This window comes from Caulobacter sp. NIBR1757 (genome assembly GCF_027912495.1).
Taxonomy (GTDB): Bacteria; Pseudomonadota; Alphaproteobacteria; order Caulobacterales; family Caulobacteraceae; genus Caulobacter.
On record NZ_CP115463.1, the window covers coordinates 2,515,717 to 2,528,212 of the forward strand.

Genomic DNA, 12,496 nt, shown 5'->3' on the forward strand with positions numbered 1-12,496 from the left:
GGTCAGAACATGTTCAGCTGGAGCTTGGCCTCGTCCGACATGCGGGACGGGTCCCACGGCGGATCGAAGACCAGCTCGACGACGCAGGACTTGATGTCCGGCAGTTCCATGACCGCGTCCTCGACCCAGCCCGGCATCTCGCCGGCCACCGGGCAGCCGGGGGCGGTCAGGGTCATGTCGATGGCGACGTGCTTGTCGTCCGAGACATCGACCTTGTAGATCAGGCCCAGCTCATAGATGTCGACCGGGATCTCCGGGTCGAACACCGTCTTCAGCTGCTCGACCAGCTTGTCGGTCAGCACGTCCAGCTCTTGCTGGGTCAGGGGCGTTGGGGCGGCGGTCTCGGTCATGATCACTCAGGCGAAGAAGCTGCGGGCTTTGACCAGCGCGTCGGCGAACGCGTCGGCCTCATCCAGGGTGTTATATAGGGCGAAGGAGGCGCGAGCGCTCGCCGTGACCCCGAACCGGCCCATCAGGGGCTCGGCGCAGTGGGTCCCGGCCCGCACCGCGACGCCCTGCTTGTCGAGAATCTGGGCGATGTCGTGGGCGTGGGCGCCCTCGACGGTGAACGACAGGATGGCGCCCTTGTCCGGCGCCGTGCCGAGGATGCGCAGCCAGTTGGCCCCGTCGAGGCGCTCGATGACGCGATCGTACAGGGCGCGCTCGTGGCGGGCGACGGCCCCCCGGTCGAGGGCCATCATCCAGTCGACGGCGGCGCCCAGGCCGATGGCCTCGAGGATCGGCGGCGTGCCGGCCTCGAACCGCATGGGCGGGTCGGCATAGGTGATGGCATCCTCGGTGACCGTGCCGATCATCTCGCCGCCGCCTTGATAAGGCGGCAGCGCGGCGAGGCGCTCGGCCTTGCCATGGAGGATGCCGATGCCGGTCGGGCCATAGAGCTTGTGGCCGGTGGCGACGTAAAAGTCGCAATCCAGCGCCTTCACATCGACGATGGTGTGGACCGCGCCCTGGCAGCCATCGATCAGCACCAGAGCGCCGGCGGCGTGGGCGGCGTCGGTGATAGTCTTGATCGGGTTGATGGTGCCCAGCACGTTGGACATGTGGGTGACGGAGACCAGCTTCGTGCGCAGACCGATCATCGCCAGGGTCGCCGGAAGGTCAAGCTCGCCACTCTCGGTGACCGGGGCGAACCGCAGGACCACGCCCTTGCGCTCGCGCAGCAGGTGCCAGGGGACGATGTTGGAGTGGTGCTCCATCTGGGTGAGCAGGATCTCGTCCCCCTCCCCCAGCGCCTGGCCGAACGAACTGGCCACCAGGTTGATCGCCTCGGTGCCGCCCTTGGTGAAGACGATCTCGCCCTCATCGGCATTCAGGAAGCGGGTGACCGATTTGCGAGCCTTTTCATAGGCATCGGTGGCTTCGTTCGAGAGGGTGTGGAGGCCGCGGTGGACGTTGGCGTAGCCGCCTTCCATCACTGCAACCATGGCGTCGATCACGGCGCGCGGCTTCTGGGCGCTGGCGGCGTTGTCGAGGTAGACCAGCGGCTTGCCGTTCACGGTCCGCGACAGGATCGGGAACTGGGCGCGGACGGCTTCGGCATCGAAAGCCATCAGAGTTCACCCAGTTGTTGCTCGGCCCAGGCATGCGCCACCGCACGGGCGCCCTCATGCGCGATGCGGTCGATGACCTCGCCGACAAACGCGGCGGTCAGCATGGCGCGGGCGCGCTCGGCGGGCAGGCCCCGCTGCATGGCGTAGAAGATGGCGTCCTCGTCCAGCGCGCCGACCGTATTGCCGTGAGCGCATTGCACGTCGTCGGCAAAGATCAGCAGTTCCGGCTTGGCGTCGATCTCAGCCCTTTCGGACAGGATCAGCGCCTGGTGGCGCATGCGGGCGTCGGTGCGGTCGGCGCCGGGCTGGACGACGATGCGGCCCTGGAAGACACCGCGCGCCTGATCGCGGGCGACACCCTTGGTCAGTTGGGAGGTGGTCCCATCGACGCCCCCGTGGGTGACGGTGGTGGTCAGGTCGGCGTGGCGCTGGCCTTCGAGCAGGTAGGCGCCGTCGAGGCGGACGCTGGCCTGTGCGCCGGGATGAGCGAGGTTGGTTTCCAGACGCTGGCGGCGGGCGCCGGTGGTCAGGACGGTCTGGCTATAGCTCGAACCGGCGGCCAGGCTGACGCCGGCAGTCGAGACGTTGATGGCCTCGGCGTCGTCGGCGGCGAGCACGATGCGCTCGAGGCGCGCGCCTTCGCCTAGGGTGATGTCCAGTTCGGCGCTGGCGATATAGCCGGCTGCCTGGCCTTCGTAGCTTTCCAGCAGGGTCAGCGAGGCTCCGGCCTCGACCTGCACCTGGATGCGGGCATGGTGGCCGGTTCCGGCGGTGGTGGAGACGAAGCGCAGAAGGCGAACGTGGTCGCCCTCCCCCGCGATATTGAGTGCCGCGACGCCACGGCCGTTGACGACGGTCAGGTCCTCGCCAAGCCCGGCAAACGGGCCGCCGGCCGGCGCAACGGCTTCAGGCGAAGCCGCCGGCAGCTTGCGGATCAGGCCGCGAAGGTCCGTCCAGCGCCAGTCCTCGTCGCGGCGCGACGGCAGCTCGGCGAGGTCGCCGGTACGAAGGGCGGTCGACAGGCTCACGCGGCCTTCCCGTACTTGTCGTAGCCTTCGCGCTCCAGCTCATGGGCCAGCTCGGGCCCGCCCGAGGCGACGATGCGGCCTGCCGAGAGGACGTGCACACGGTCCGGTTTGATGTAGTCGAGCAGGCGCTGGTAGTGGGTGATGACCAGCATGCCCCGGTCCGGCGCGCGCATGGCGTTGACCCCGGCAGAGACGATCTTCAGGGCGTCGATGTCGAGGCCGCTGTCGGTCTCGTCGAGGATCAGGAAGCGGGGCGACAGCATGGCCGCCTGGAAGATCTCCATCCGCTTCTTCTCACCGCCCGAGAAGCCGACGTTGAGGCTGCGCTTGAGCATGTCGAAGTCGATCTTCAGCGAGGCAGCGGTCTCCCGCGCCAGCTTCAGGAAGGCCGGGGCGGCGATCTCGGCCTCGCCGCGGGCCTTGCGCTGGGCGTTCATCGAGGCGCGGATGAAGGTCAGGGCCGGAACCCCCGGAATTTCCAGCGGATACTGGAACGACAGGAAGACGCCCTTGGCCGCCCGCTCGTTGGGATCGAGGCTGAGCAGGTCCTCGCCGTCCAGCGTCGCCGTGCCATCGGTGACCTCATAGCCTTCGCGGCCTGTGAGCACATAGGACAGCGTCGACTTGCCCGCGCCGTTGGGGCCCATGATGGCGTGCACCTCGCCGGCCGGGACATCGAGGGTCAGGCCCTTGATGATCGGCTTGTCGGCGACGGTCGCGTGAAGATTGGTGATCGAGAGCATTGTTTCTTTTCAGACTTTACCCGACCGAGCCTTCAAGGCTGATCGCAACGAGTTTCTGGGCTTCGACGGCGAACTCCATCGGGAGCTCCTGCAGCACGTCCTTGACGAAGCCGTTGACCAGCAGCTGGACGGCCTCTTCCTGACCAAGCCCGCGCTGCATGGCGTAGAACAACTGGTCCTCCGACAGGCGGGTGGTGGTGGCCTCGTGCTCGAACACCGCCTGGCCGTTGCGGGCCTCGATGTAGGGCACGGTGTGGGCGGCGCATTCCTTGCCGATCAGCAGGCTGTCGCACTGGGTGAAGTTGCGGGCGCCCTTGGCTTTCGGGTGGGCCGAGACGAGGCCGCGATAGGTGTTCGATGACTTCCCGGCGCTGATGCCCTTGGAGATGATCCGCGAGCGGGTGTTGGCGCCCAGGTGGATCATCTTGGTGCCGGTGTCGGCCTGCTGGCGGCCATTGGTGATGGCGATCGAGTAGAACTCGCCGACGCTGCCCTCGCCGCGCAGGACGCAAGAGGGGTATTTCCAGGTGATGGCTGAACCGGTCTCGACCTGAGTCCAGCTGACCTTGGAGCGGTCGCCGCGGCAGTCGGCGCGCTTGGTGACGAAGTTGTAGATGCCGCCCTTCCCGGTGACGGGATCGCCCGGGTACCAGTTCTGGACGGTGGAGTATTTGATCGTCGCATCGTCCATCGCCACGAGCTCGACCACGGCGGCGTGCAACTGGTTGATGTCGCGCATCGGGGCGGTGCAGCCTTCGAGGTAGGAAACCTGGGCGCCCTTGTCGACGATGATCAGGGTGCGCTCGAACTGGCCGGACTCGGCGGCGTTGATGCGGAAATAAGTGCTCAGCTCCATCGGGCACTTCACGCCCGGCGGCACATAGACGAACGATCCGTCGCTGAAGACGGCGCTGTTCAGGCAGGCGAAATAGTTGTCGCTGACCGGCACGACCGAGCCCAGGTATTTGCGGACCAGTTCGGGATGCTCGCGGATCGCCTCGCTCATCGAGCAGAAGATGACGCCGACCGCGGCCAGCTCCTTCTTGAAGGTGGTGACCACGCTGACGCTGTCGAACACCGCGTCGACGGCATAGCGCGGCGCGCCAACCACCCCGGCCAGAACTTCCTGTTCCTTCAACGGGATGCCGAGCTTGGCGTAGGTGGCCAGGATCTCGGGATCGACCTCGTCGAGGCTCAGCGGACCATCGGCGGGGTCCTTGGGGGCGGCGTAGTAATACGAGTCCTGGTAGTCGATCTTCGGGAAGCTGACCTTGGCCCAGTCGGGCTCTTCCAGGGCCAACCAGCGCTCATAGGCCTCCAGCCGCCATTGCAGCATCCAGTCCGGCTCGCCCTTCTTGGCCGAGATGAAGCGGACGGTGTCGGCGCTCAGGCCCTTGGGGGCGAAGTCCTGTTCGATGTCGGTGACGAAGCCGTGCTTGTAGGCCTCCAGTTCACCAACCTGATCGACAGTTTCCTTAACGGCGGCCATGACTTACGCAACTTCCTTGATCTTGGGCCGGCGGCGCGCCTGCGCCTCCAGCCAGACATCGCCGGCGCGAATCCAGTCGGCCTGCGTGCTCGGCCAGCCGCCGCTGATGCGGATGGAACAGGGGGCGAGGTCGGGACGGCCCATGGCTTCGACCGTGCGGCTGGGCTTGACCTTGCCGGAGGAACAGGCGGCCCCGGCGCTGATCATCACCCCGGCGAGATCCATGACCATGACCTGGGTTTCCGACGACCAGCCTTCGCAGGCGATGCAGAGGGTCTGGGGTAAACGCCGGGCGTTTTCGCCAAGCACCACCGCGCCCGCCGATTTTACCCGGGTGGAAAGCGCGTCGCGCCAGACGGCCTGACGCGCCACGTCCTCAAGACCGGCAAGCGCCTCGCGGGCGGCCGCGCCGAAGGCGGCGATGCCGGGCAGGTTCTCGGTGCCGGCGCGGCGGCCGCGTTCCTGACCGCCGCCGTGCTGGCGACGGGCGAGCGTGGCGCGGGTTCCGGCGATGAGGGCGCCGACGCCCTGCGGCCCGCCGATCTTGTGCGCCGACAGGCTGAGGGTATCGGCCTGCAAGCTGCTGAAATCGATGGCGATCTTGCCGGCGGCCTGAACGGCATCGACGTGCAGCCAGCCGTCGGCGGCGCGCACCGTCTCGCCGGCCTCGGCGACCGGCTGGATGACGCCTGTCTCGTTGTTGGCCAGCATCAGGCAGACCAGAGCCCTGCCCGGCCGGGCCAGGGCGTCTTCCAGCCAGGCGAGGTCGGCGACGCCGTCGGCGTCCACCGGCCAGATCTCGACCGGCAGGCCGGCGACATGCGCGGCTTCCCAGACGGCGTCATGCTCGGTCGCGCCCAGCAGGATGCGATCGACCTTCGCCGCCACGGCGCTTTCGATGGCCAGCGCGCTGGCCTCGGTGCCGCCGCTGGTGAAGGTGACCGAGCCCGGCACGACGCCGACCAGGGCGGCGACCGCCTCACGGGCCTTTTCCAGATCGGCGCGGGCGGCGCGACCGGCCGCATGCACCGAGGAGGGATTGCCCACCCGGTCGAGGACGGCGTTGAGGGCCGCTTTCGCCTCTGGCCGCACGGGGGCGGTGGCGTTGAAATCGAGATAGACGGCGCTCATGCGGCGACCTTGGACTCAGGCGTCAGACGCCCTTCCAGCACATCCGCCAGCGAGACCGAGGCCAGATAGCTGTGCAGTTGGCGGCCCATCTCCTCCCAGAGGTCATGGGTCGAGCAGCGTTCGCCCGCCTTCATGCAACCCTTGCCGGTGGCGTGGCCGCAACGGGTGGCGCGCAGGGGCTCGTCGACGGCCAGCACGATCTCGGCAATGTGGGTTTCCGCCGCCGTCCGGGTCAGGCGATAGCCGCCGCCCGGGCCGCGAAGGCTCTTGACCAGACCCCGCCGGCGCAGCCGCGCGAACAGCTGTTCCAGGTAGCTCAGCGAGATTTCCTGCCGCGCCGCGATCTCGGCCAGGGACACCGCGCGCGAACCTTCCGCGTCCTGACGACCCGCCAGATCGGTCATGGCCATAACGGCGTATCGGCCTTTTGTGGACAGACGCATGGCGGATTCCTTGGCATCCGGCGTTGGGCCTGTGCTAAAGCCCGCGCCGCGCGTCGGCCGGGCCGCCGCGAATGCGCTTGATCTAGGAAGACCAAGCGCAGCGGTCAAGTATTCTGCACCGCACAACGAGGAGAAGGTTGCACATGCCCGAAGTGGTTCTGACCGGCGCGGCAGGCCGGATCGAAGGCCGGTACTCGCCGGGCAAGCGTGAAAACGCCCCGATCGCCCTGATCCTGCACCCCCATCCGCGCGCCGGCGGGCACATGAACCACCCGGTGGCGGTTCAGATGTACCACCTGTTCATGAAGCGCGGCTTCTCCACCCTGCGCTTCAACTTCCGCGGCGTCGGCCGCTCGCAAGGCGAGTTCGACGGCGGCATCGGCGAGCTGGCCGACGCGGCCACCGCGCTGGACTGGCTGCAGTCCACCAACCCGACCGCCAGCCAGTGCTGGGTCGCCGGCTACAGCTTCGGCGCCTGGGTCAGCATGCAGCTGCTCATGCGCCGCCCCGAGACCGATGGCTTCATCAGCGTCTCGCCGCCGGCCAACATGTACGACTTCAGCTTCCTGGCCCCCTGCCCCGCCTCCGGCCTGTTCCTGCACGGCAGCAACGACACGGTAACGCCGCCGGTGGAAGTGGAGCGCGTGGTCACCAAGCTGCGCAGCCAGAAGGGCATCGTCATCGATTACGACCTGATCGAGGGCGCTACCCACTTCTGGGCAGAAAACCTGCCGGACGTGGAAAAGCACGTCGGCCAATACCTCGACAAACGACTGGAAGCCGAGCCCGCGTAATGAACCTGAGTGCCCTCGCCATCGGGAAGAACCCTCCCGAGGACGTCAACGTCGTGATCGAAGTGCCGCTGGGCGGCGAGCCCATCAAGTATGAACTGGACAAGGAGTCGGGGGCGCTGGTCGTCGACCGCTTCCTCTACACCTCGATGCGTTATCCGGGGAACTACGGCTTCATCCCCCACACCCTGTCGGGCGACGGCGATCCCTGCGACGTCATCTGCCTGAATACGCGCGCCATCGCCCCCGGCGCGGTGATGAGCTGCCGCGTGGTCGGCGTCCTGCTGATGGAAGACAACGCCGGCATGGACGAGAAGCTGGTGGCCGTGCCGTCGCATCACCTGACGGCGCGCTACGACCACGTGAAGGACTATACCGACCTGCCGCAGATCACTCTGGATCAGGTCGAGCACTTCTTCGCCCACTACAAGGATCTGGAGCCCGGCAAGTGGGTGAAGATCAAGGGTTGGGGCGACGCTCAGCTGGCGCGCAAGATGGTGCTGGAAGGCATCGAGCGGGCGAAGGCGGCCAAGGCCTAGGACGGCGTTCGATCGCCCAGGGTGCGTGGCCCTGTCGCCAGGACGAGGCCGGCCGCGATCACCGCGAGGATGATGAAGGTCAGCTTCGGGTCATAGTGTGAGCCGTAGTTGGGGAACAGGAACTGGGTCACGTTGCCCGCGGCATGGAACACAATGGCCAGGCCGAGGCTTCGACCGCCGACGCCGTACAGCCAGACGGTGATGACCCGCAGCGGCAGCATCATCAGGCACTGCCAGACGATCCACTCCGCCTCGCGGCCCGCCTGCACCAGCGGCACGATGTGCCAGACGGACCAGACGGCGCCGATGGCCAGGCTGGCGGCGAGCGCGGACATTCGGGACGCCAGGGCCGGATACAGGTAGCCCTGCCAGCCGAGTTCCTCGCCGACGGCGCCGACCAGGAACATCGGCACGAAGACCAGGACCGCCCCCGCCGCGATCCTCGGCTCGGGCAGGGGCGCGCCTGAGGCGGTGAGCCACAGCCATTCGATCAGCAGCGCGAGCGGCATGAGGGTTACAGTCGCCAGCAGCCATAGCGGCCGGCGCCAGACCGGCGGTTCAACGAGTCGGCCCAGCAAGGCGCGAACCCCGGCTCTGCCGCGGTCCCGCCAGACCAGCAGCAGCGCCGCCGCGGCCGGCGCGAAGGTCATCAGGGCGCCGATCGGAAGCTGGATGGGCAGCAGGGGCGCCGGCCCGGAGAGAACGGCGCCGAGCAGCCAGAACGGCGCCGACAGGATCAGGACCAGCGCGCAGAAGCGCCACGGTCGCTTCGGCTCGGACATCCCGCCCCCCGTGATCAAGTGCGCCGCCGCCATCCAAGCACGGCGCAAGCCGACGGGCCACCGCCTTCCTCAGCTCAATGCCCCCGGTCAGTAGAGCAGGTACGGACGGCGGGTCTCTTCCCACGCTGTTTCGTCCGGCGTCGTCAGGGCATCGAGGTCACCTGGCTCCGCAGCCGGGTCATCGACCCACTCGCGCAGGCCCGGGCCGCCGTTGATCACATCGATAGCCAAGCGGTCGAGGACGTACTCGTAGGGGAAGTCGCGCCAGAGGTCGTAGACCGGGTAGAGGTTGCGGATGGCTTTGAAGCCCAGCGCCTGCAACCGCCAGGGCTTGAAGGCGGCGTGGTCGTACTCCGGGCCTTCGGTATGGATCTGGACGCCGCTGCAGAGCGTCTTCACATGCTTGTGGAAGGTCGGCTCGAAGGCGACGTCGCGCAGGGTGCAGCCCTGCAGCCACTGCGGCGCGAGCTGGCGCATCTCCGCAATCACCGCCCGGCCGTCGATGTCCGGCGCCCCGAACAGTTCCAGCGGCCGGGTGGTGCCCCGCCCCTCTGAAAGGGTCGTGCCCTCCAGCATCACCGTGCCGGCGTAGGCGCGGGCCATCCAGAGGTTGGGGGCGTTGGGGCTGGGGTTGATCCAGGTGCGCTCCCCCAGCGGCCAGCCGTGGCCGGGAGCGGCGTCCGGTTCATAGCCCTCCATGGCGATGACCCGGTAGTCCAGGTCGAGCTTGTAGTGGTCGATGAACCAGTGACCGAGTTCGCCGAGCGTCAGGCCATGGCGCATCGGCAGCGGGCCGGCGCCGACGAAGCTTTCCCAGCCGGGCAGCAGGGTCAGGCCCTCGATGGGCCGACCGGCGGGGTTGGGGCGGTCCAGCACCCAGACCGACTTGCCGTGCTGGGCGGCGGCTTCCATCACGTAGAGCAGCGTGGTGATGAAGGTGTAGATGCGGCAGCCGAGGTCCTGCATGTCGATCAGGATGACGTCGAACGTCCCCATCGACTGGCCGGTCGGGCGACGCACCTCGCCATAGAGGCTGAACACGGGAATGCCGTGGACCGGATCGGTGAAGTCCGGCGACTCCATCATGTTGTCCTGCTTGTCGCCCCGCATGCCGTGCTGCGGCCCGAAGGCGGCGGTCAGCTGGATCTCGGGACAGGCGGCCAGGGCGTCCAGGCTGTGGGTCAGGTCGGCGGTCACCGAGGCCGGATGGGCCAGCAGCGCCACCCGGCGGCCCGACAGCTCGCGGCGCAGGTCCGGATCGGCGAGGAGGCGGTCGAGGCCGAACTTCATGGGGACTCCGGAGGCAGGATGGCGGCGAAGGCGTCGGGGTGGTGGAAGTCGGGCGGGCCCGGCGCATGGGCCAGGGCCCAGTAGGACTTCGATCCGTCTTTCAGTTCAATGACCGCCGACAGGCCAAGGCGCCAGGCGACTGCCGGAGACAGATCGCCAACGGCGATCTCAGCGGAAAGGTCGAAAGCCGCCTCGCCGCGATGACAGGAAATGCCGAACGCAGCGTCCCCGGTCGGCGTCATGCCGGCCCGATAGCCTGTAAAGCTGTACATCGCCCATTCGAGCCCGGGAGACATGTTCATCTCGAGATAGCCGGGCACGCCCACCGGCCCGACGAAAGCCTCGAAACAGGTGTGCTGCCAGAGGCCGTCTACACGGCGCGCTTCGCTCAGTTCCGGCCAGAGGATGGCGTCGATATCGCCCTCCAGGCGGTAGACGGCCTTAAGCCAACCATCGCGCTCGCGCGCCACCTCGACGGCGATCGCGCGCACCGCCTCGCACGGCGTATCGGGGTGTGGCTTCAGGGTCAGCCTCATCCGCCCTTCGATAGCGACCCGTTGACGCCGGTCAATGGCCGACGGTATCAGCAGCCCATGATCGCCAAGGCAGCCCTCGCCGCCCTCTATTACGCCCGCTCGTTCTGACGAGCGGCGTTGCGATCGCATGCCGCCCAACCCCGGCGGCATGTCCCTATCCCAAGACCTGACAGCGTCGCCGGCCCCTTCCAAACAGGAGCAATCGATGTCTATCGCCTTGCACGACCGCCCGCCCATGATACAGGCGGCCATCATGACCGAGACGCCTGAGTTCAAGTCCGCCTTCCTGCAGACCATGCGGGACCGCGGCTTCATCCACCAGATCACCCACCCCGCCGAGCTCGACGAGGCTGCATCGGGCGGGATCGTCACCGGCTACATCGGCTTCGACGCCACCGCCCCGTCCCTGCACGTCGGCAGCCTGATCCAGATCATGCTGCTGCGCCGGCTGCAGCAGGCCGGCCACAAGCCCATCGTGCTGATGGGCGGCGGGACCACCAAGGTCGGCGACCCGACCGGCAAGGACGAGTCGCGCAAGCTGCTCAGCGAAGCCGACATCCAGGCCAACATCGACAGCATCAAGACGGTGTTCGCCAAATTCCTGACCTTCGGCGACGGGCCCACCGACGCGGTCATCGTCAACAATGACGAGTGGCTGTCGAAGCTCGGCTACATCGACTTCCTGCGCGAGTTCGGCGTCCACTTCACGGTCAACCGCATGCTGGCGTTCGACTCGGTGAAGCTGCGGCTCGAGCGCGAGCAGCCGATGACCTTCCTCGAGTTCAACTACATGCTGATGCAGGCGACCGACTTCCTGGAGCTGAACCGCCGGTTCGGCTGCACCCTGCAGATGGGCGGCTCGGACCAGTGGGGCAACATCCTCAACGGCGTCGAGCTGATCCGCCGCGTCGATCACAAGCCGGCCTTCGGCCTGACCACCCCCCTGCTCTCCACCGCCAGCGGCGCGAAGATGGGCAAGACGGCGGCCGGGGCCGTCTGGCTCAACGCCGACATGCGGTCGCCGTACGACTACTGGCAGTTCTGGCGCAACACCGAGGACGCCGACGTCGGCAAGTTCCTGCGGCTGTTCACCGACCTGCCGCTGGCCGAGATCGAACGGCTGGAAGGCCTGCCCGGGGCCGGCATCAACGACGCCAAGAAGGTGCTGGCCGACGAGGCGACGCGGATGCTGCACGGCGAGGAGGCCGCCGCGGCCGCCCGCGACGCCGCCACCAAGGCCTTCGAACAGGGCGCCCTCAGCGACGACCTGCCGTCCATCGAGATCCCCGCCGCTTCCTTGGCGGAGGGCATCATGCTGGCCGCCCTTGCCGTCGACGCCGGCCTCTCTACCTCCCGGGGTGAGGCGCGCCGTCTGGCCCAGGGCGGCGGCCTGCGGGTCAACGACGTGCAGGAGATGGACGGTATGAAGCTGATCACGACGGCCGACCTGGTCGACGGGGTCATCAAGCTGTCCCAGGGCAAGAAGAAGATCGTCCTGGTCCGGCCGGTTTAGAAACACCCCTCCCTGTCATCCCGGACGGCCCCGGCGAAAGCCGGGGACGATCCGGGACCCAGGGGCGGTGGGCAATGGCGGTTGATGCAGCGTACTCACGCACCCCCTGGGTCCCGGCTCTCCGCGCTACGCGCTCCGGCTGGGACGACGGATTTGGAGATTGGAAGATGACGATTGATCTCAAACCCGGCGACAAGGCCCCCGACTTCGACCTGCCTACTGACACCGGCCGGGTCAGCCTCTCGGCCCTGACAGGCAGGACAGTGGTCCTCTACTTCTACCCCAAGGACGACACCCCCGGCTGCACGACCGAGGGCAAGGACTTCAGCGCCCTGGCTGAGGACTTCGCCAAGGCCGGCGCGACCGTCATCGGCGTCTCCAAGGACACCGCCGCCAAGCACGGGAAGTTCCGCGCCAAGCATGACCTCAAGGTCGAACTCGGATCGGACGCCGAGAGCGACGTCATCGAGCGCTACGGCGCCTGGGTCGAGAAGAAGCTCTATGGCCGCGAGTACATGGGCATCGACCGTTCGACCTGGCTGATCGACGGCGAAGGGATCATCCGCCGGGTCTGGCGCAAGGTGAAGGTCGGGGGTCATGCGGCCGAGGTGCTGAAGGCCGTCCAGGACCTTTGACGCCG

Annotated in this window: 14 protein-coding genes; 4 read left to right on the forward strand and 10 right to left on the reverse strand. The window is 67.6% G+C overall.

All coding sequences use genetic code 11. The features are described from left to right. Positions 1-2: 2 nt before the first annotated feature. Genes O5I81_RS12405 through O5I81_RS12435 form a run of 7 tightly spaced genes read right to left on the reverse strand, consistent with a single transcriptional unit; the run spans position 3 to position 6,405 of the window. Positions 3-350: an SUF system Fe-S cluster assembly protein gene (locus O5I81_RS12405; RefSeq protein WP_271065195.1), complete on the reverse strand. Its 348-nt coding sequence runs from the start codon at positions 348-350 to the stop codon at positions 3-5. Between the two features lie 6 nt (positions 351-356). Beyond that, positions 357-1,571, reverse strand: coding sequence for a cysteine desulfurase (locus O5I81_RS12410; RefSeq protein ID WP_271065196.1), 1,215 nt, complete (start codon positions 1,569-1,571; stop codon positions 357-359). Further along, positions 1,571-2,599 carry a Fe-S cluster assembly protein SufD gene (gene sufD / locus O5I81_RS12415; protein ID WP_271065197.1) on the reverse strand — a complete coding sequence of 343 codons (1,029 nt, stop codon included), beginning with the start codon at positions 2,597-2,599 and terminating at the stop codon, positions 1,571-1,573. Before sufD ends, O5I81_RS12410 begins: the two co-directional genes overlap by 1 nt. Beyond that, complete coding sequence (gene sufC, locus O5I81_RS12420; RefSeq protein ID WP_271065198.1) at positions 2,596-3,342, reverse strand: Fe-S cluster assembly ATPase SufC; 747 nt, start codon at positions 3,340-3,342, stop codon at positions 2,596-2,598. Before sufC ends, sufD begins: the two co-directional genes overlap by 4 nt. A 16-nt stretch (positions 3,343-3,358) precedes the next feature. Further along, positions 3,359-4,831: a Fe-S cluster assembly protein SufB gene (gene sufB, locus O5I81_RS12425; protein ID WP_271065199.1), complete on the reverse strand. Its 1,473-nt coding sequence runs from the start codon at positions 4,829-4,831 to the stop codon at positions 3,359-3,361. A gap of 3 nt (positions 4,832-4,834) precedes the next feature. Then, a complete protein-coding gene (locus O5I81_RS12430) occupies positions 4,835-5,962 on the reverse strand; it encodes a cysteine desulfurase family protein (protein ID WP_271065200.1) in 1,128 nt (375 codons plus the stop codon). Further along, positions 5,959-6,405, reverse strand: coding sequence for an Rrf2 family transcriptional regulator (locus tag O5I81_RS12435; protein ID WP_271065201.1), 447 nt, complete (start codon positions 6,403-6,405; stop codon positions 5,959-5,961). The genes O5I81_RS12430 and O5I81_RS12435 overlap by 4 nt, the downstream gene beginning before the upstream one ends. Positions 6,406-6,548: 143 nt before the next feature. Between O5I81_RS12435 and O5I81_RS12440 the strand changes: the two genes are divergently transcribed. Next, a complete protein-coding gene (locus O5I81_RS12440) occupies positions 6,549-7,199 on the forward strand; it encodes an alpha/beta hydrolase (RefSeq protein WP_271065202.1) in 651 nt (216 codons plus the stop codon). Continuing rightward, a complete protein-coding gene (gene ppa / locus O5I81_RS12445) occupies positions 7,199-7,735 on the forward strand; it encodes an inorganic diphosphatase (protein ID WP_271065203.1) in 537 nt (178 codons plus the stop codon). Before O5I81_RS12440 ends, ppa begins: the two co-directional genes overlap by 1 nt. Here ppa and O5I81_RS12450 read toward each other — a convergent pair. The 3 genes from O5I81_RS12450 to O5I81_RS12460 form a co-directional block, all read right to left on the reverse strand. Next, positions 7,732-8,517, reverse strand: a complete 786-nt coding sequence (locus O5I81_RS12450; RefSeq protein WP_271065204.1) for a type II CAAX endopeptidase family protein — start codon at positions 8,515-8,517, stop codon at positions 7,732-7,734. The two genes, ppa and O5I81_RS12450, sit on opposite strands and share 4 nt — an antisense overlap. A gap of 87 nt (positions 8,518-8,604) precedes the next feature. Further along, on the reverse strand, positions 8,605-9,807 hold the full coding sequence (locus O5I81_RS12455; RefSeq protein WP_271065205.1) for a DUF1343 domain-containing protein: 1,203 nt from the start codon (positions 9,805-9,807) through the stop codon (positions 8,605-8,607). Next, the gene (locus O5I81_RS12460; protein ID WP_271065206.1) at positions 9,804-10,343 is read right to left on the reverse strand and encodes a DOMON-like domain-containing protein; all 540 of its coding nucleotides are present in this window, start codon (positions 10,341-10,343) and stop codon (positions 9,804-9,806) included. The genes O5I81_RS12455 and O5I81_RS12460 overlap by 4 nt, the downstream gene beginning before the upstream one ends. Positions 10,344-10,548: 205 nt before the next feature. Between O5I81_RS12460 and tyrS the strand changes: the two genes are divergently transcribed. Then, entirely contained in the window at positions 10,549-11,856 is a 1,308-nt protein-coding gene (gene tyrS / locus O5I81_RS12465; protein ID WP_271065207.1) for a tyrosine--tRNA ligase, read from the forward strand. A gap of 167 nt (positions 11,857-12,023) precedes the next feature. Further along, the gene (locus tag O5I81_RS12470; RefSeq protein ID WP_271065208.1) at positions 12,024-12,491 is read left to right on the forward strand and encodes a peroxiredoxin; all 468 of its coding nucleotides are present in this window, start codon (positions 12,024-12,026) and stop codon (positions 12,489-12,491) included. Positions 12,492-12,496 lie beyond the last annotated feature (5 nt).

Excerpts from the sequence above, each read along its gene's own strand:
- O5I81_RS12405 (WP_271065195.1), bottom strand. The coding sequence starts at position 350 with ATGACCGAGACCGCCGCCCCAACGCCCCTGACCCAGCAAGAGCTGGAC.
- O5I81_RS12410 (WP_271065196.1), bottom strand. The coding sequence starts at position 1,571 with ATGGCTTTCGATGCCGAAGCCGTCCGCGCCCAGTTCCCGATCCTGTCG.
- sufC (WP_271065198.1), bottom strand. The coding sequence starts at position 3,342 with ATGCTCTCGATCACCAATCTTCACGCGACCGTCGCCGACAAGCCGATC.
- sufB (WP_271065199.1), bottom strand. The coding sequence starts at position 4,831 with ATGGCCGCCGTTAAGGAAACTGTCGATCAGGTTGGTGAACTGGAGGCC.
- O5I81_RS12430 (WP_271065200.1), bottom strand. The coding sequence starts at position 5,962 with ATGAGCGCCGTCTATCTCGATTTCAACGCCACCGCCCCCGTGCGGCCA.
- O5I81_RS12435 (WP_271065201.1), bottom strand. The coding sequence starts at position 6,405 with ATGCGTCTGTCCACAAAAGGCCGATACGCCGTTATGGCCATGACCGAT.
- O5I81_RS12440 (WP_271065202.1), top strand. The coding sequence starts at position 6,549 with ATGCCCGAAGTGGTTCTGACCGGCGCGGCAGGCCGGATCGAAGGCCGG.
- ppa (WP_271065203.1), top strand. The coding sequence starts at position 7,199 with ATGAACCTGAGTGCCCTCGCCATCGGGAAGAACCCTCCCGAGGACGTC.
- O5I81_RS12450 (WP_271065204.1), bottom strand. The coding sequence starts at position 8,517 with ATGTCCGAGCCGAAGCGACCGTGGCGCTTCTGCGCGCTGGTCCTGATC.
- O5I81_RS12455 (WP_271065205.1), bottom strand. The coding sequence starts at position 9,807 with ATGAAGTTCGGCCTCGACCGCCTCCTCGCCGATCCGGACCTGCGCCGC.
- O5I81_RS12460 (WP_271065206.1), bottom strand. The coding sequence starts at position 10,343 with ATGAGGCTGACCCTGAAGCCACACCCCGATACGCCGTGCGAGGCGGTG.
- tyrS (WP_271065207.1), top strand. The coding sequence starts at position 10,549 with ATGTCTATCGCCTTGCACGACCGCCCGCCCATGATACAGGCGGCCATC.
- O5I81_RS12470 (WP_271065208.1), top strand. The coding sequence starts at position 12,024 with ATGACGATTGATCTCAAACCCGGCGACAAGGCCCCCGACTTCGACCTG.